Genomic DNA, 17343 nt, shown 5'->3' on the forward strand with positions numbered 1-17343 from the left:
GATGACAGCGGAGTAGGGGCGACGACGGAGCGGAAGACGGCAGCTCCTACCCAAAATACCTTTGCAAAATCCCGCGATACACCCGCGTCAGCTTCTCCAGATCCGTCACCGGCACGCGCTCGTCGACCTGGTGCATGGTCTGGCCGACCAAGCCGAACTCGATCACCGGGCAGTAGCTCGAGATGAAGCGTGCATCCGAAGTCCCACCGCTCGTCGACAGCTCCGGCTTGCGGCCCGTGACTTCCTCGATCGCGGAGACGGCGAGATCGGTGAACGGGCCGGGTTTGGTGACGAACACGTTGGAGTTCGAGGGCTCCCAGACGATGCGGGCCTTGATGCGGTTGCCGCAGGCTTTTGCGAGGCGCGCCTCGACCAGCTCGCGCAGGGATGCCTGGGTGTGGTTGTCGTTGTAGCGGATGTTGAATTTTGCGCGGGCCTCGCCGGGGATGACGTTGGAAGCCTTGTTGCCGACGTCCACTGAAGTGAATTCGAGATTGGAGGCCTGGAATTGCGCGCTGCCATGGTCGAGCGGCTCGTCGGAGATCGCCACGATCAACCTTGAGATATCCGGCACCGGATTGGAGGCGCGGTGCGGATAGGCGACATGGCCCTGCACGCCGTCGACATAAAGCGTGCCGGATTGCGAGCCGCGTCGGCCGACCTTGATGGTGTCGCCGAGCGTCTCGACATTGGAGGGCTCGCCGAGCACGCAATGATCGAATTTTTCGCCGCGCTCGGCAGCCCATTTGAGCAGCTTGATGGTGCCGTTGATCGAGACGTCTTCCTCGTCGCCCGTGATCAGGAACGAGATCGAGCCCGTCCCGTCGGCGCGCGGCTTGCCGCCATTGGCGGCGAGATGCTCCAGCACGGCGGCGACCGAGCAGGCGATGCCGCCCTTCATGTCCACCGCGCCGCGGCCGTGCAGAAAACCGTCCTTCACCTCGCCGGAGAACGCGCCGACGCTCCAGGCGCTCTCGTCGCCCGGCGGCACCACGTCGGTGTGGCCGGCGAAGGTGATGTGCGGTCCTTCGGTGCCGATCCGCGCATAGAGATTGTCGACATCGGGGGTGCCTTCTTCGCTGAAGGTCACGCGGTGGCAGGTAAAGCCGGCGGCGGCGAGGGCCTTTTCAAGCACCCCCAGCGCACCGGCATCTTCAGGGGTTACCGAGGGGCAGCGGATGAGATCGCGGGCAATCGAGAGAGCATCGGTCATGCGCTCCGCTTAACATGCATGCCGCCGGGTGGGCTAGCGCTGGGCGGGACAAAATCGATCTCGCGCTGCTGGTCCCAGCTTTGTGCAGGTGGCGCGGCAGGACGGTCCTCGTCCTTGGCGAGTGGATCCGGACCAAACCGGTTGTCGCCGGACGTGCCGGGCGCGATGAACAATTCGACGAACCCCCACAACCACAGCGCATCGATGGCCAGGTCGAACGGGACGAACCAGGAGGCGTCGGGCAGCAGCTCGTTGAAATGAAGCAGCAGCCGGGGAACGAAGAAGAGGGGCACGAGCCACCAGCCGCTCCGGTCGCGATCGTGCAGCCGCTTGATCGTGGTCGCGAGGAGGATCCAGAAAAATAGCGAGGTGCCGAGCACCTTCAGGATCAGGGTCGGACGGTCGGCGGTTGGCAGCAAGCGGTAGGCGCGCGGGTCGATCGCCTTGAACAGGCCGTCGGTGCTGAAGTCGAAATTGATATCCAAGCCGAGCTTGAGGGCGATCGATGTGCCCGCTTCGAGCGACCGGATGACCTGACCGATCACGTCCAGCAAACCTGCGAGCAGCACGACGATCAGCAGCGCCTGCCACAGCAGGGCACGGTTGATGCGGCCGTCGAAGCGAAAGAAATACCAGGTCCAGTCCATGCGAGAGGCTCCGGGCGGGAGTGGCCGCCCGGTGATTGGTCGCGATGGAGGGAGGGAGGGTTCGATGGGCCTTCGGTGTCGTCCCGGCGAAAGCCGGGACCCATACCGCGGAAACTATCGGGCAGCGAAAGATAGTCGTACCGAGCGATGAGTCTTCGCCAAACTACGCCCTGTGGTGATGGGTCCCGGCTTTCGCCGGGACGACAGCGGTGTGCGCCGAACTCAATCCCGCAGCAGCTCGTTGATGCTGGTCTTCGAGCGCGTGCGCTCGTCGACGCGCTTGACGATGACGGCGCAAGCCGTGCTCGGGCCGATCTGGCCGTTCTTCATCGGCTTGCCGGGCAGCGCGCCGGGCACCACCACCGAATACTCCGGCACCTCGCCCATGAAGACCTCGCCGGTCTCGCGGTCGACGATCTTGGTCGAGGCGCCCAGGAACACGCCCATCGCCAGCACCGCGCCCTTGCGCACGATCACGCCTTCGGCGACTTCCGAGCGCGCGCCGATGAAGCAGTCGTCCTCGATGATGACGGGCTCCGCCTGCAGCGGCTCGAGCACGCCGCCGATGCCGGCGCCGCCGGAGATGTGCACGCGCTTGCCGATCTGCGCGCAGGAGCCGACGGTGGCCCAGGTGTCGACCATGGTGCTCTCATCGACATAGGCGCCGAGATTGACGAAGGACGGCATCAGCACGACGTTCTTGGCGATGAAGGCCGAGCGGCGCACCACGGCGCCGGGCACGGCGCGAAAGCCCGCGTCGCGAAAACGGTTCGGGCCCCAGCCTTCGAACTTCGAGGGCACCTTGTCCCACCAGCTGGCCTTGCCAGGGCCGCCGGGAATCACGTCCATGTCGTTGAGGCGGAAAGAGAGCAGCACCGCCTTCTTCAGCCATTGATTGACCTTCCACTTGCCGTCTGCGCCGCGCTCGGCAACCCGCGCCTCGCCCTTGTCCAGCGTCTCCAGCGCCTGGTCCACAGCCTCGCGGACCTCGCCCTTGGTCGAGGTCGAGATGCCGTCACGCGCGTCGAAAGCGCTGTTGATGGTGGATTCGAGGGCGGACAGGGACATCGGGCTTTCCTCTTCGGATCAGGGAATTTTGAGGGATTGGGGCGCTTTTTCGGGATTTGAGGGGGCGGAGTCAAGCTTGGCCTCACTGTCATCACCCGCGAAAGCGGGTGATCGAGTACGCCGCGGCGGTCATGATGAAACGAGGCGGCGGCGATTACTGGATACCCCGCCTTCGCGGGGTATGACCCCCTCATTGTGGGGCTACGGTCTCACTGCGACAACCGCGCCAAAAACCCCGTCAGATCATCCGTGACGTGATCGACATGGGCGGCGTCCCGGCCTTCCAGCTCCCAATCCTCGCGCACCACCTCCTTGGTGCCGTCAGGCACCACCAGCACCGTGGTCATGCCGAGCGCGTGCGGGACGGTGAGGTTGCGGGCGAGGTCCTCGAACATCGCCGCCCGGGTCGGATCGACCCCATGGTCGGCGAGAAATTTCCGATAGGTCTGCGGCGCCGGCTTCGGTTCAAACTCCGCCGCGATGATGTCGAACACGCCGTCGAAATGGCCGGCGAGGCCGAGCCGCGCCAGCACGGCATCGACATGGTCGACCGAGCCGTTGGTCAGGATCAGTTTTCGCCCCTTCAGCTTTGCGATGGCCTCGCCAAGCTGCGGATTCGGCTCCAGCGGCGAGTGATCGATCTTGTGCACATAGGCGAGATAGTCGTCAGCGCGCACGCCATGCAAAGTCATCATGCCGCGCATCGTGGTGCCGAAGCGCCGATAATAATCCTTCTGAATCCTGCGCGCTTCCTCCCGGCCGACGTTCAGCCAGTTGCACACGAACTCGCTGATTCTGGCATCGACCTGTTGCCACAGATTGACGTGATGCGGGTACAGCGTGTTGTCGAGGTCGAACACCCAGGTGTCGACGTGGGTGAAGGTGCGGGGAGATGTCATATCGGCATTCTCAATTCGTCGTTCCGGACACGCGTAGCCACGTTCCCGCTGTCGTCCCGGACAAGCGAACGAAGTGAGCGCCGATCCGGGACCCATACCCCCAGGGAGTGGTTTGACGAAGACTGGCAACTACCATCGTGCGCCACACTGCTCCCTGGGGTTATGGGTCCCCGCGTTCGCGGGGACGACGGCGGAGTTTGTGGCCCCAGTGCCTTGATCCTCGATCACAGCACCCATCACGGCATCGCAAAGCGCAGCGTCTTGCCGCCACTCGACATATCCACCGCACCAAAGCCCGTTGCCGCAAATCCGCGCGCGGCACAATCGGTCTGCTCAACGGTCTCGAACTTGGTCTCGCGCGTGCAGAGCTGCTTGTCGCCGCCCCAGTTCAGCGGCTTGTCCTTCAGCTTGATGATTCGGTTGTCCGCGTCGATCGCCTCCGCGAAGCTGAAGATCTGCTTCGGCGTACCCGTCACGTCGGGGTGCAGGCAGGTCTTGGGATCGATGCGATACCAGCCGCGGCTCGTCACCGACTTGCCGTCGTCGGTGGCGACCGCCGCCATCACCTTGTGCGGCGTGTCGTTGCACCAGGTCAGGCCGCTCGAAGACGGCGTCTGCGTCGCATCGACCATGGTCTTGAAGAAATTCGGCGACGATATGGTGTCGGACGGCAGGCCGCGGCTCTTCAGGAATGCGGCGAGCGCCCCTTGCGTCTTCGGTCCATCGACGCCGTCGATGGCGCCGACGTCGTAGCCGATGATCACGAGGAGGCGCTGGATGCCGGCGAGGCGCGCCTGCTCGTCGTCATATTCGGAATCCTCGGCGAGATAGGCGACGGCATTGCCGTCGTCGGCACGCGTCGGCGTGATTTGTGTGAAGGGGACCTGTGTCTGGCCGCTGCGGCACTGCCGCGCGGCGGCGATGACGAAATTGTCCTGCGCCACGCACAGCATGTCGCTGCCGTTCTGCGGGATCGGGGAGGCGCCATAGATGCCCAGCGCGCGCGCGTTGAGCAGAATGCGATCGGCGGTCAGCGTGCCCTGGACCACCACGCGGCAGGCGGCGGGATCGATCCTGAACCAGCCGCGCGTCGCGGTCGCCGCCTTGTCGTCGATGCCGATCGCAGCCTCGACGACATAGGACATGCGGTTGCAGATCTTGAGATCGGCGAAGGCCGGCGCGGAGGAGAAGAAGAACGAGATGGCTGCGGCAGGCAGCGTCATCAGGAAGCGGGTGAGGGCGGAGCGGCGGGGGCGCTGAACTCTCCGCTCGTCATGCCCGGGCTTGACCCGGGCATCCACGTTTTCGCCGCGAGAAAGATCGTGGATGGCCGGGACATCTTCGCGAAGACGCGCTTCGCGCTCTTGCCCGGCCACCACGGCGCCTCTCGTCTTTGCGTTCCTCACTTGTGGATCAGCGTGCCCGTGCCCTGGTTGGTGAAGAGCTCGAGCAGCACCGCGTGCTGCATCTTGCCGTCGATGATGACGACGCCCTCGACGCCCTGCTCGAGCGCGTAGATGCAGGTCTCGACCTTCGGGATCATGCCGCCGGAAATGGTGCCGTCGGCGATCAGCTTGCGCGCGTCCTTCACCGACAATTGCGGAATCAGCTTCTTCGACTTGTCGAGCACGCCCGGCACGTCGGTGAGCAGCAGCAAGCGTTTTGCCTTGAGCGCGCCCGCGACGGCGCCGGCAAAGGTGTCGGCGTTGATGTTCAGCGTCTGGCCGTCCTGCGAGGTCGCGAGCGGCGCCAGCACCGGGATCAGCTCGTAGCCGATCAGCTGGTTGAGCAGCGTGAGGTCGACCTTCCCGGGGTCGCCGACGAAGCCGAGATCGACCGCCTTCTCGATATGCGAGTCCGGATCGATGATGGTGCGCGTCGTCTTCGACGCCTTCACCATGTTGCCGTCCTTGCCCGACAGCCCCACGGCCTTGCCGCCGGCCTCGTTGATGTAGCCGACGATCTGCTTGTTGACCGAGCCGGCCAGCACCATCTCGACGATCTCGATGGTGGCCTTGTCGGTGATGCGCAGGCCAGCGGCGAATTCCGAGACGATGCCGAGCCGCTTGAGCATGGTCGCGATCTGCGGCCCGCCGCCATGCACGACCACGGGATTGATCGCGGTCTGCTCCAGCAGCACGATGTCGCGGGCAAAGTTCTTCGCGGTCTCCTCGTCGCCCATGGCATGGCCGCCATATTTGATGACGATGGTTTCCTCGTCATACTGCTGCATGTGCGGCAGCGCTTCGGACAGGATGCGGGCCTGGTCGAGCGGGGAGATGTCGGTCATGGGGCGGATCTCGCTGGCGGGACTGTCGGTGCGCGTTCTATCCGATTGGCGGGCGCGGCGCAAAGTGTGGCTGGCATGCCGAGCGTAGCCCGGATGGAGCGAAGCGAAATCCGGGGCCGGTGTCTGCGGTAAGAACCCCGGATTGCGCTTCGCTCCATCCGGGCTACGGACTGCGCTTCGCCACCACCGCGGCCAGCGTCACCGCGAGCCAGCCCAAAATCATCACCGTCCCGCCCGTCGGTGCCGCCATGGGAAACAGCGAATGTCCCGCATATTGCCGCAAGGTGAGGTCGCCCGCGAACAGCGCCGCGCCGATCACGAAACCGAATGCGGCGATGAGCCCAATTCCGCCATGCAGAAGGCCGCGCGCGAGCAGGGCCGCGGTCGCGAGTATGGCAGTCGCATGAAACAGCAGCATGGCGCTGGCGGCGGCAAGCCGGCTCGCATCCGCGCCGTGCGCGGAGGCGGCGGCCAGCGCGACGCCGGCGGCGCCCATCAAACCGGCAAGCCCAATCAGCAGGCGGTGCGCCAGCATCACGACGCCCGCTCTTCCAGCAGCTTCGCCATCGCGGCGCGCAGCTCGGCCATGCCGGTTGAGCTGCGCGAGGAGGTCGCGAGCACGTTCGGGAACGCGGCCGGATGCTTTGCCAATGCGGCCTCGGTCTCGGCGATGCGTGATTGCAGCTCGGAGGCCTTCACCTGGTCGGCCTTGGTCAGCACGATCTGGTAGCTGACCGCGGAGCGATCGAGCGTCTTCAGGACTTCGAGATCGACGTCCTTCAGCCCATGCCGCGCGTCGATCAGCACGTAGACGCGCGCGAGGCTGGCGCGGCCCAGCAGGAATTTGTGGATCAGCTCGGTCCAGGACGCGACCTGGCTCTTCGGCGCCTTGGCATAGCCGTAGCCGGGCATGTCGACGAGGCGGAGGTCGCTCTTCCCGGGGACCTCGAAGAAGATCAACTCCTGGGTGCGGCCCGGCGTATGCGAGGTGCGTGCCAGCGCATTGCGACCGGTGAGCGCGTTGATCAGGCTGGACTTGCCGACATTGGACCGTCCGGCAAAGGCGATCTCCAGCCCCGCCATCGGCGGCAGCGTTTGAATCGACGGCGAGGCCCAGATGAACTGCCAGTCGCGCGCGAACAGCTTTCGTCCGGCTTCGATCAGTCGCTCGTCTCTCTTCTCGTCCATGAGAAGGGTCTATCCTCTCGTCATGGCCGGGCAAAAGCGCGAAGCGCGTCTTTCCCAACCAAATGTCCCGGCCATCCACGTCTTCACGGAGCCAGCTTCCAAAACGTGGATGCCCGGGACAAGCCCGGGCATGACGATGTGGAGGCATTGTGCCCGCATGACCGGGCACGCTTCGTGTGAAGCTACGTCGCCTTCCTGGCGAACGTCGCCTTGAGATTGTCGAATAACTCCACCTTCACGCCGTTGCGGCGCATGATGAAGCTCTGCTGCAGCACCGAGAGCAAATTGTTCCAGGCCCAGTAGATGACGAGACCCGCCGGGAAGCCCGCCAGCATGAAGGTGAAGATCAGCGGCATCCAGTTGAAGATGATCTGCTGCGTCGGATCCGGCGGCGTCGGGTTCAGCTTCATCTGGAACCACATCGTGATGCCCATGATGATCGGCCAGATGCCGAGCGCGAGGTAGTGGCCGAACACCGGGATCGTGGTCGGATCGACCGGGATCAGCCCGAACAGGTTGAAGAGGTTGGTCGGATCCGGCGCGGAGAGATCCTTGATCCAGCCGAAGAACGGCGCGTGCCGCATCTCGATGGTGACGAACAGCACCTTGTAGAGCGAGAAGAACACCGGGATCTGGATCACCACGGGAAGACAGCCGGCGACCGGATTGATCTTCTCCTTGCGGTAGATCTCCATCATCTCCTGCTGCTGCTTCACCTTGTCATCGGGATAGCGCTCCTTCAGCGCCTGAAGCTGCGGCTGGATCGACTTCATCTTCGCCATCGAGGCGTAGGACTTGTTCGCCAGCGGGAAGAACAACAGCTTCACGATCACGGTCACGAGCAGGATCGAGATGCCGAAATTGCCGAAGAAGCGGTAGAAGAAGTCGAGGCCGAGGAACATCGGCTTGGTGATGAAGTAGAACCAGCCCCAGTCGATCAACAGATCGAAATGGTTGAGGCCGAGCTCCTTGTTGTAGCCGCCGAGGCCGGCGAACGGGAACACGCCGACGACGCCGGCTTCCTTGGCACCCGCGAACAGCCGCGCGTTCGCGGTGGCCGTGCCACCGATCGCGACGGTGACGGGATCGAGCAGATAGTCGGTCTGGTAGGTGTGGACGTTGCCGGTGAGGTTCGAGGAGAACTTCGCCTGAAGTTGCGCGCTGGTGTCGGGCAGCAGCGCCGAGGCCCAGTACTTGTCGGTGATGCCGAGCCAGCCATTGGTGGCCTTGAAGTTGACCGTCTTGGCTTCGTCGATCTTTTTGTAGGCGTATTCCTGCAGGCCGTGCTCGCCGAGATAGCCTATCAGGCCCTCATGCAGGATGTAGTAGCCCGAGACCTGCGGCGTGCCGTGGCGGGAGATCAGCGCGTAAGGGTAGAGCGTGACCGGCGCATTGCCGACATTGCTCACGTCGTCCTTGATGGAGAAGAGATAGTGGTCGTCGACCGAGATGGTGCGGCGGAAGGTGAGACCTTCGCCGTTGTCCCACTTCAGGACCACAGGCGTCGTCGGGGTCAGGCTGCCGCTGCCGTCCTGCTGCCAGATGGTCTGGGCATCAGGCATCTTGGCGGTCACGCCCGTGGCGGCCACCCAGCCGAACTCGGCGTAATAGGGCTCAGCCGTGCCCGAGGGCGAATAGAGGATGATCGGCGGCGATTTCGGGTCGACCGTCTCGCGGTATTGCACCAGCGCGAGGTCGTCGATGCGGCCGCCCTTCAGCGAGACGCTGCCGGCAAGCCGCGGCGTGTCGATCTTGACGCGCGGGCTGGCTTCGATCGCGGCGCTGCGGGCAACGACCGGCTGGGCCTGCTGGTTGCCCGGCGCCGCGGCGGGCGCGGGCGCATTGCCGGCCTGCGGCGTCGCGCCCGGCGTTGCGGTGGCGGTCGGCTGCGGCGTGTTCTTCTGGAGCTCGGCCTGCGCCTGCTGCTGGGCGCGCTGCTTCTCCATCTGCGGCACGTTGTAGAAATATTGCCAGGCGATCAGGACGAGGCCCGACAGAATGACGGCGAGGATGGTATTGCGATTGTCGGTCATCTCTAATGTCTCGTCATCAATCCGGTTTGCGGCCGGCAGGCGCGGTGGCGCCTGGCCTCTGGCCGCGTCCCTTTGCGGGTGCTTTGGCCGTATGCCGCGCGGGCTTCGTGAACGCTATGCGCAGATCGTCGAGCATGGTGGCGAAGTCGCGCGAGAGCGCGTCCCTCCGGCCGACCAGTACATAGTCATGATGGGGCTGCATCGACACCGGATCGAGCCGCTTCACCAATTCGCGAAGCCGGCGCCGGATGCGATTGCGCTCGGGGGCGTTGCCGTTCTTTTTTGTAACGGTGAAGCCGATCCGGATCGGACCAGAATCGTCGCGGCGGCGGCTTTGCAGGACGAACGCGGGACTATTCGCCCGCGCGCCATTGGCAACGGCGAGGAAATCCGCCCGCTGCCTCAGCCGATCCATGATGAAATCCCAAAAATGGGGGTCCGGCTCAGGCGCTCAGACGCTTGCGGCCGCGGGCGCGGCGGGCGGCGAGGACCTTGCGGCCGCCGGCAGTGGCGAGACGGGCACGGAAACCGTGACGGCGCTTGCGCACCAGTTTGCTGGGTTGATAAGTCCGCTTCACGGGTTTTTCTCCGCTGACCGGGCAATTTGCCTGTAGAATTGATGGTAAAGTCCGGAAGATGCGGCCCAAAACGGGCCCTTTTCGGCCCCAAGAGAGCCGCTCCCGGCGTCACACCGGGTCATCGCGGACAATTCGCGCGGCTTATAAGGGAGCGTCTTGTTTTCGTCAACGCCGCAAGAACGCGCTGTTCCGGTGAATATCGCTGTTTGTGCGGGGTTTTTAACCCTTGAGGTGGCGACTCGCCGCGTCCGTGATTACATCCCACCTCGGCAGATTAGCGATCTGTAATTTGACCGGGCGGGGAGCGGACCGCATCCTTCCTCAGCCAGATCGTTCACCAAGCAAGTTGTTCACTCGGCAAGGCAGCGAGGACGAATTTCGTGGCAGCGACAGACCTCCAGCCGATCCAGGATGCGGATCAGCGGGACCCGGCGGCGACGCGGCCGCGGGGGCCTGACGGGCTTGGGCTGTCGGGCAAGCTGCTGCTGCTCACCGTGCCCCTGGTGATGATCGCGGCCATCCTGCTGTACGTGCCCGCCATCGCCAACTTCTGGGTCAACCGCCTCAACGACCGCGTCGCGGCCGCCAACACGGCGGCGCTGGTGCTGGATGCAGCCCCGCTCGGCATGGTCCCCGATTCGCTGTCGCGCGAGATCCTCAAGAGCATCAATGCCCGCGCCGTCGCCATCAAGATGGGCCAGCAGCGCCGTCTGCTCGCCAGCGACAATCTGCCTACCACGATCGAGCATGACGTCGACCTGCGCGACATGAGCGTGTGGGAGGCGATCACCGGCTCGTTCCAGATGATGCTGGAGACCGGCAACCAGCCGATCCGCATCGTCGGGCCCGGCGTCGGCAATGCCCAGTTCGTCGAGATCGTGACCGACGAATTGCCGCTGCGGCAGTCGATGTACCGCTTCTCCCGCAACGTCGTGGTGGTGGCGCTGATCATCGGCGTGCTGACCGCGGGCCTCGTCTATCTCGCGCTCCATTATCTGTTCGTGCGGCCGATGCGGCGGCTGACCGCGAGCCTGGTCGGGTTCCACGAGAACCCGGAGAGCTCGGCGCGCATCATCGTGCCGAGCCAGCGCAGCGACGAGATCGGCGTCGCCGAACGCGAATTGTCGGACATGCAGCGCGACCTGATGTCGATGCTGAATCAGAAGAGCCGGCTCGCCGCGCTCGGTCTCGCCGTCTCCAAGATCAACCACGATTTGCGCAATCTGCTCGCCTCGGCGCAGCTTCTGTCCGACCAGCTCGCCAGCGTGCCCGATCCGCGGGTGCAGCGCTTTGCGCCAAAACTGGTGCGCTCGCTCGAGCGGGCCATCGCCTTCTGCCAGTCGACGCTGTCCTACGGCCGCGCCCAGGAGGCCGCGCCCGACCGCCGCATGATCCTGATCGAGCCTGTCGTGCTCGAGGTCCGCGAAACGGCGGGGCTTGCCAGCGATGCCTCGATCGCCTGGGTCGCCGCGATCGAGCGCGGGCTCGCCATCGATGCCGACCCCGATCAGCTGTTCCGCGTGCTGCTCAACCTCGTCCGCAACGCCGCCCAGGCGCTGGAAAGCCATTCCTCGGGCGATGGCGGCGCGCAGCAGATCCGGATCACGGGAAAGCGCGAAGGCGCCGTTGCGATTTTGGAGGTCTCCGATACCGGCCCCGGCGTGCCGCAGAAGACGAGGGAACACCTGTTCGAGGCGTTCCAGACCTCCGGCCGCCCCGGCGGCAGCGGGCTCGGCCTTGCGATCGCCGCCGAGCTGGTCCGCGCCCATGGCGGCGAGATCCATCTGGTCGAAGGCACCATCGGCGCCACCTTCCGCATCGTCATCCCCGACCGCCCCGTGGAACTCCTCTCCATCCGCAACGAGCGGCAGAGGGCGTAGTCGGCCGGAGGCCGAGTAACGACGTCATTCCGGGGGCAATCCCAGCTCTCTCCTCGTCATTCCGGGGCGCGACGAAGTCGCGAGCCCGGAATCCATAACCACCAGCTGGGGTTATGGATTCCGGGCCTGGCCCTTCGGGCCATCCCGGAATGACGGCCAAACCGTCATCTCCCTGCAAAATCTCCCCATCCCGGACCTTGCCAATCGGGACAAGAGCGGTTAGTCAGAGCGCTCTTTCGCACCCCTCCGGCGCTGTCCGGAGGCTGCGTGTGGGCTAAAGCCCGCACAATCAGCGAAAAACGCGCCCGTAGCTCAGCTGGATAGAGCATCAGACTACGAATCTGAGGGTCGGACGTTCGAATCGTTCCGGGCGCGCCATTTATGTCATTGATTGGCATCGCGTTTTTCTTTCTTGTCCGATTCGTTGGCTGCGCTGGTTTGCAGCTGGTTTGCAAACTTTGTTCGGGGGCTGTTCTCGAAATTGAAGATCGCCTGCTCGGCGAGGCCGCGGGTCCGAGCAAGGTACCGTTCCAGGATCTTGTGAACCGTCTTAAGGCTGTGACCCGTGATGGTGGCGATCTGCTGCGGCGTGCAGTTGGCCTCTGACAGCAGAGTCACGGCGGTGCCGCGCAGGTCGTGGAAGTGCAGCTCAACCAGCTCTTCCTGACCGGGCAAGCCGACCGATTGCAATCCGGCCTTCGTCATGGTCCGGTCCCACATCGCGCCGAAGTAGCGAGCCTTAAAGGCGCGGCCGGTCTTCGTGGTGAGGATCAGCGGTGAGGTTTGCTTCATGCCTTCGAGCATGCGGCGAAGGGCGGCGGTGCACGGGATCTGGATCAGGGGCGCCATCTGCCCATGCCGGCGCGCCTTGCCCTGCCTAAGCTCAATGTGAGTGTCCTTGTAGGCTGACCATGGCAGACGCAAGAGATCGCCTTCGCGCTGCCCCGTGTGGAGCGCCAGGATCAGGGCGCGCTGCATCTCGAGCGGCGCCACCTTCATGAAGGCGGCTATATGCTCTGGCAACCAAATGATTTCCGACCTGTCGACGTGATAAAGCCGTTTAAAGCCGCGTAGGTGGTTGGCCGTCAGCGTCCCACGGTCGATGGACCATGTCAGCATCGCGGAGATCGCGGACAGCCGGTTGTCGGCCTCGCGTTGTCCGGATGTCCGCGCGACTTTCTCGCGCCAGTCGAGTAGGTCTTTGCGGACGCGGGGGTCATCGAGTGCGGCAATCGGCATGGTGCCAAACTCGCCCTCCGCCCTTGTCAGCATCCGCTTGTATTCGCCCTGCGTACTGGGCGCGAGCTTCTGCTCGAACTCGATGGAGGTGGTGTAGGAGCGGACAAGGCTATTGAACGTGCCGGCGTGCCGATCGCGCAACGTCTTCTCGGCCGCGGCGAGATCGCCGATGAACTCGGCGGATCCTGGTACCCCGTGCAGTCGTTTGCTTGTCGCGCGGTGATACCAGTATGTTTTGCGAGTGCCATCCTTCAGGGTCTTGTAGGTGGAAAAGACGCCATCGATCTTAGCCCTGACCACGATCAGATCTCCATCGTTCAAGGGCGCTTTCCTCAGCGGGTACTACCGTTGCCGGCTCGAAGATTGCGGCTCCGTTGGGCTGCAGCGTCACGCGGAATGGTACATTCTCGCGTTGGTAGGCGCGGATGATCCTTTGAACGTCTGCCTGGTTCACATTGGCTGGACGGCGAGGCATTGTCGCGCTTCCCGACGCAAGATAAAGGGCTGCGAGGAACATAAATTTATAGCCTCAGCGGTTCAACACTGAAGACCGTATAAGTATTTGATTTCAATCGAAAATCTGCACCTGATCGGTGCATCTTACCGGCTAAGTCTATGATTCTACGGGCACCGACTCGGTGCACCTGGTCGCCATCACGTTCCCGTTATTTCGCGGCGCGGCTAATGGAGGAGCGCCCTTGTGGTCAGGTGTGGCCCCTCGCGTGAGCGGCACCACTTTCGCTGCTATTGAGCTTGGAACACTTCTTGGGTGATGGTTCGATATGGCGGATGCCCAGTTAGACCGCACGCGAAGATCGCTTGAGCGCATCCAAGCGTTCGATGTGTCGAGCTTGCCGCGCACAACCGGACTGGGGTTGAGGTTGAACTTCCAAGAGGCGGTAGCGCCGGCAACCCGCCTGGTCAAATCTGTTCACACGATTCCCGATCCAGTTTCTCGACGAGATCCCGGCGAACCAGCTTGTCACGCTGCAGCAACAAGCCGATGCGAATTTGAACATCTTCGATCAGATGCTTAAGTTCGATCCTTCTCAGACGCCTGACTCCAACGGTCAGCGCAACAGTTTGATCGCCAGTTTAAACGCTCAAGTACCAGCCAACTTTCGATCTTCCAATGCCAGTCGCCACATGGCGCATCCAACAGGGTACCGACGCCGAGCTCTGCAATGAGCGTCGGCACCTCCACGCGAATTACAGACGTCTGCTTGAGGTTGGATCCTTCACCGGATCTGGACTCGGAAACACTAAAGACGTTGTGCTCGTAAACCTCTGTGAACTTTGACTTGATGTCCAGGTAGGCGACGTCAGAAGGCCCCGCCGAACCCGTAAGCAGAGTCGTGAAAATGCCCGATGACCGAAAATCTGTCCTTGTCGGCGGCGCTTGATTTGTTGATCGGGTGTGCTGTAAGGCTGCTGCAATCAATAGGCGAGCGCTCTCGAGCGCTTCGTCGCGGGGCGGCGACGAGCGTTGAATCTCAAGCGAAGCATTCACGGCCAACTAACGAACGGCTCTGATGAAAGAGTTGCGTGTCGACGTCTCACCGCCAGGCATCGACACGAGCTATTTCTATTGGAGTACGTGAGCTGCTTTCTTCGATCGACTACTATAGCTGCGAGTGTCACAGAGACGTTGAGATCGCTAAAAGTCTGCGGATGGGTGCCGAGGTGCTGCCGGTCAAGCCAAATTCCGGCGGCTTTGACCTGCCGGTCGTCAAGCAATTGCGTTCGCTGCGCCTGCCATCCAAACGTCGTCTCATCATGGTCAAGGGCTACCAGCATTTCGCGGGCCGGGCACTTGTTGCGCTCGATGCCCTCGCGAAAGCCTCTGATGCGTTGACCGGCTACAAGATCCTGGTTTTCTCTCCTTCGGAGCCGATCTATCTGCGCGTTGACGAACTGCGGAAATACTACGATCTGGACATCGAAATCCTGCAATATGCCGACCACGGAAGGATGCTACGGCTGTTTGCTGCGGCACGGTGCTACCTTGGCCTCAGCGTCTCAGATGCAATAAGCACGTCGATGCTCGAGGCGATGGCCCAGCGCGCGCAACTTCGCTTTGCGACATGCACGCGGAGATTACATTGCCTTCCAGGACTCCGATGACCTTTATCCCGGCAAAACTGGCGAAGCAGGTGCAGTTCCTTGATGAGCACCCGGATTATGCTGCCGTCTACACCTCTGCCTCGTGCATCGGTGACAACGGAGACAGCCTTAACTTCGTCTATCGCGCCTCGGTTTCCGGAAACATTTACCCCGACATCGCATTCTTCCAGCCCGTGACCATCACACTCCCCACCGTGATGGTGCGCCATGGGGGGTTAGACGAGACGGGGGTCTTCGATGAAGCAATGCATCGCTTTGAGGATACGGATTTGTGGCGGCGAATCGCCAAGCATCACCTGTTCGGAGCTATCGACGAAGTGACATGTCTGGTGCGCACTCACTCAGGCAACACTCTCGGTAGCCAGGATCCCGAAACATTGGCCGCCGCTGTTAACCTGTACGTGTCCAAGGTCATGACAGAAGACAGTGACATTCCTCCTGGCATTCTGGAGGCCGGCGCAAGGCGACTTTACAAGCGCTATGGATTTGCGATGGCAACCGACCCCCGCTTTGCTCCAGCCGGCAAGGCCCTCTCTGACAAAGCCGCGCTCTACTTCCAGCCAAAAGTCTCCATCGTCATTCCGGTCTACAACGGCGCCGACTTCCTCCGGGAAGCGATCGATAGCGCCATAAGGCAGACGTATCCCAATATCGAAATTGTCGTCGTCAATGACGGCTCAAATGATGACGGAGCGACTGAAGCCATCGCGCTTAGCTACGGCAAACGCATCCATTACGTTCGCAAGCCGAATGGCGGCGTGGCCTCTGCGCTCAACCGTGAGATCCGTGAAATGTCGGCCGAACTGTTCTCCTGGCTCAGCCACGATGATCTCTATTCCGCCGAAAAGGTCGCCAGTCAGGTAGAATTCCTTGCAGAGCAGAGCGCCAGCTTTGGCAGTGGCCAGGCCGAAATCTACGAGGTCTCTCTTACCGATCCCGACGGGCAGCGGCCAAGCTGGATCGAGGGTGGTGAGCATCTGCTGATTACTGCCCGCATCAACATCCAAGCCGAGACCTATGCTCCCATCGCCGGCTTCATCATCAAGGATCGGCTCGGCCAGCCCCTGCTCGGGGACAATACCTTTCTCCGCTATGCATCGGCACCGCTGTTGTGCCGACCAGGCGACCGGCTGGAGGCTCGTTTTGGGTTCCGATTACCCAACCTTGGCACAGGCCGATACTCGATCACGCTGGCGCTCGCGTCGGGCACTCCCGAAGAGCATGTGCAGCATCACTGGCTCCATGATGCCATTTTCTTCGACGTCCACTCCCCCTTCCGAAATGGCGTGATGATCGCGGTGGAAATGGCCAAAATGTCTTTGACCCAGACGGTCCCGGCTGCAGGAGGCGAATTGATATTGAGTTCTGGTCCTACGCAAGATCCGTCCCTAGAAGAGCGCATTCTCTCTCAGGAGTGGTTCTACGATTTTGCGCTGCCATCCGGTCGCCGGACGAAGCTCTACATTCCCGAAGTGGTCGAGCACATCCACCGCACCCGTCGCGATATGATGCTCACCGAGCTGAAGCCGCTGTTCGCGAAATATCCGGACTCTCTTTCGGCAATCGACGTTGGGTCTCACCAGGGATGGTTTTCCCTTGAACTGGCGAAGCACTGCAAATCCGTCCTTGGCATCGAGTACCAGGCCAGGCATGTCGATAGCGCCAAGCTGATGGCGAAGTGCCTGTGCGCTGATCGCGTCAAGTTCGTCCAGGACAACGTAGAGACAATGCCGGCAGGAAAGTTCGAGCCGGCTGACATCGTCATCAACTTTGGCCTCATGTATAATCTTGAGAACCCGATCGGCGTGTTGCGCCGCTGCCGTGAGATGACGCGTAAGGTGCTTCTGATCGAGACCCAATGCACCATTCTGGACCTGGAAGAGCGTATCGACTCAGGGGACTGGACGGCAACCAACTACATGCACGGGTACTGGGGCATCTTCGCGGGCAATCCCGACAACATCGACGGCAGCGCAGGCGACATCGTTTTCTATCCGTCGCCGAAAGGGCTATGCTGGACGCTGAGCCGCTTAGGATTCCAGGATGTTCGCATTCTCGAGCCCCCGCCGGGCGCTTACCAGCAACTCGCTACAGGCAAGCGCATCATGGTTGCCGCCTATCTGTAGCGTTAGGCGCGCGAGTGGCGGGTCGATGAATTTGGCGGGAAGGCGGCGCGGAACGGGA

The 17343-nt window shown here is 62.7% G+C and carries 15 protein-coding genes and 1 tRNA gene; 4 read left to right on the forward strand and 12 right to left on the reverse strand.

The window, feature by feature from the left end:
* Positions 1-46 precede the first annotated feature (46 nt).
* From dapE to rpmH, 11 genes are all read right to left on the reverse strand, one after another.
* Positions 47-1213 (reverse strand): succinyl-diaminopimelate desuccinylase, encoded by a 1167-nt coding sequence (gene dapE, locus AAFG16_RS02655; protein ID WP_342737071.1) that lies wholly within the window; start codon positions 1211-1213, stop codon positions 47-49.
* Positions 1210-1860 (reverse strand): DUF805 domain-containing protein, encoded by a 651-nt coding sequence (locus tag AAFG16_RS02660; protein ID WP_342737073.1) that lies wholly within the window; start codon positions 1858-1860, stop codon positions 1210-1212. The genes dapE and AAFG16_RS02660 overlap by 4 nt, the downstream gene beginning before the upstream one ends.
* A 222-nt stretch (positions 1861-2082) precedes the next feature.
* Positions 2083-2928 carry a 2,3,4,5-tetrahydropyridine-2,6-dicarboxylate N-succinyltransferase gene (dapD, locus tag AAFG16_RS02665; protein ID WP_027561552.1) on the reverse strand — a complete coding sequence of 282 codons (846 nt, stop codon included), beginning with the start codon at positions 2926-2928 and terminating at the stop codon, positions 2083-2085.
* Positions 2929-3137: 209 nt separating this feature from the next.
* A complete protein-coding gene (locus tag AAFG16_RS02670; RefSeq protein WP_342737076.1) occupies positions 3138-3827 on the reverse strand; it encodes a pyrimidine 5'-nucleotidase in 690 nt (229 codons plus the stop codon).
* Between the two features lie 236 nt (positions 3828-4063).
* Positions 4064-5050 carry a DUF1036 domain-containing protein gene (locus AAFG16_RS02675; RefSeq protein ID WP_342740837.1) on the reverse strand — a complete coding sequence of 329 codons (987 nt, stop codon included), beginning with the start codon at positions 5048-5050 and terminating at the stop codon, positions 4064-4066.
* A 179-nt stretch (positions 5051-5229) separates the two neighbouring features.
* Positions 5230-6117 carry an acetylglutamate kinase gene (gene argB, locus AAFG16_RS02680; RefSeq protein WP_283083455.1) on the reverse strand — a complete coding sequence of 296 codons (888 nt, stop codon included), beginning with the start codon at positions 6115-6117 and terminating at the stop codon, positions 5230-5232.
* Between the two features lie 163 nt (positions 6118-6280).
* Positions 6281-6652 carry a DUF423 domain-containing protein gene (locus AAFG16_RS02685; protein WP_342740838.1) on the reverse strand — a complete coding sequence of 124 codons (372 nt, stop codon included), beginning with the start codon at positions 6650-6652 and terminating at the stop codon, positions 6281-6283.
* On the reverse strand, positions 6652-7305 hold the full coding sequence (gene yihA, locus AAFG16_RS02690) for a ribosome biogenesis GTP-binding protein YihA/YsxC (protein ID WP_283083456.1): 654 nt from the start codon (positions 7303-7305) through the stop codon (positions 6652-6654). The genes AAFG16_RS02685 and yihA overlap by 1 nt, the downstream gene beginning before the upstream one ends.
* Before the next feature lie 182 nt (positions 7306-7487).
* Positions 7488-9338, reverse strand: coding sequence for a membrane protein insertase YidC (yidC, locus tag AAFG16_RS02695; protein WP_283083457.1), 1851 nt, complete (start codon positions 9336-9338; stop codon positions 7488-7490).
* Positions 9339-9354: 16 nt separating this feature from the next.
* Positions 9355-9753: a ribonuclease P protein component gene (gene rnpA / locus AAFG16_RS02700; RefSeq protein WP_283083458.1), complete on the reverse strand. Its 399-nt coding sequence runs from the start codon at positions 9751-9753 to the stop codon at positions 9355-9357.
* A 28-nt stretch (positions 9754-9781) separates the two neighbouring features.
* The gene (gene rpmH, locus AAFG16_RS02705; RefSeq protein ID WP_008542748.1) at positions 9782-9916 is read right to left on the reverse strand and encodes a 50S ribosomal protein L34; all 135 of its coding nucleotides are present in this window, start codon (positions 9914-9916) and stop codon (positions 9782-9784) included.
* A 380-nt stretch (positions 9917-10296) separates the two neighbouring features.
* Here rpmH and AAFG16_RS02710 point away from each other — a divergent pair, with 380 nt between their 5' ends.
* Positions 10297-11796 (forward strand): HAMP domain-containing sensor histidine kinase, encoded by a 1500-nt coding sequence (locus tag AAFG16_RS02710; protein ID WP_283083459.1) that lies wholly within the window; start codon positions 10297-10299, stop codon positions 11794-11796.
* Positions 11797-12097: 301 nt separating this feature from the next.
* A tRNA-Arg gene (locus AAFG16_RS02715) sits at positions 12098-12174 on the forward strand.
* 6 nt (positions 12175-12180) lie between these two features.
* Here the strand turns inward: AAFG16_RS02715 and AAFG16_RS02720 are convergent.
* A complete protein-coding gene (locus AAFG16_RS02720) occupies positions 12181-13356 on the reverse strand; it encodes a tyrosine-type recombinase/integrase (protein ID WP_342737080.1) in 1176 nt (391 codons plus the stop codon).
* Between the two features lie 1350 nt (positions 13357-14706).
* On the opposite strand from AAFG16_RS02720, the gene AAFG16_RS02725 reads away from it, so the two are divergent.
* Positions 14707-15159: a hypothetical protein gene (locus AAFG16_RS02725; RefSeq protein ID WP_342737082.1), complete on the forward strand. Its 453-nt coding sequence runs from the start codon at positions 14707-14709 to the stop codon at positions 15157-15159.
* Complete coding sequence (locus AAFG16_RS02730) at positions 15156-17285, forward strand: Wzt carbohydrate-binding domain-containing protein (protein WP_342737084.1); 2130 nt, start codon at positions 15156-15158, stop codon at positions 17283-17285. Before AAFG16_RS02725 ends, AAFG16_RS02730 begins: the two co-directional genes overlap by 4 nt.
* The last annotated feature ends 58 nt before the right edge of the window (positions 17286-17343 follow it).

It is taken from the genome of Bradyrhizobium sp. B117 (assembly GCF_038969555.1).
Lineage (GTDB): Bacteria > Pseudomonadota > Alphaproteobacteria > Rhizobiales > Xanthobacteraceae > Bradyrhizobium.

Bases quoted from the DNA above. Each gene is read 5' to 3' on its own strand.
- dapE (WP_342737071.1), bottom strand. From the start codon at position 1,213: ATGACCGATGCTCTCTCGATTGCCCGCGATCTCATCCGCTGCCCCTCG.
- AAFG16_RS02660 (WP_342737073.1), bottom strand. From the start codon at position 1,860: ATGGACTGGACCTGGTATTTCTTTCGCTTCGACGGCCGCATCAACCGT.
- dapD (WP_027561552.1), bottom strand. From the start codon at position 2,928: ATGTCCCTGTCCGCCCTCGAATCCACCATCAACAGCGCTTTCGACGCG.
- AAFG16_RS02670 (WP_342737076.1), bottom strand. From the start codon at position 3,827: ATGACATCTCCCCGCACCTTCACCCACGTCGACACCTGGGTGTTCGAC.
- AAFG16_RS02675 (WP_342740837.1), bottom strand. From the start codon at position 5,050: ATGACGCTGCCTGCCGCAGCCATCTCGTTCTTCTTCTCCTCCGCGCCG.
- argB (WP_283083455.1), bottom strand. From the start codon at position 6,117: ATGACCGACATCTCCCCGCTCGACCAGGCCCGCATCCTGTCCGAAGCG.
- AAFG16_RS02685 (WP_342740838.1), bottom strand. From the start codon at position 6,652: ATGCTGGCGCACCGCCTGCTGATTGGGCTTGCCGGTTTGATGGGCGCC.
- yihA (WP_283083456.1), bottom strand. From the start codon at position 7,305: ATGGACGAGAAGAGAGACGAGCGACTGATCGAAGCCGGACGAAAGCTG.
- yidC (WP_283083457.1), bottom strand. From the start codon at position 9,338: ATGACCGACAATCGCAATACCATCCTCGCCGTCATTCTGTCGGGCCTC.
- rnpA (WP_283083458.1), bottom strand. From the start codon at position 9,753: ATGGATCGGCTGAGGCAGCGGGCGGATTTCCTCGCCGTTGCCAATGGC.
- AAFG16_RS02725 (WP_342737082.1), top strand. From the start codon at position 14,707: ATGGGTGCCGAGGTGCTGCCGGTCAAGCCAAATTCCGGCGGCTTTGAC.
- AAFG16_RS02730 (WP_342737084.1), top strand. From the start codon at position 15,156: ATGACCTTTATCCCGGCAAAACTGGCGAAGCAGGTGCAGTTCCTTGAT.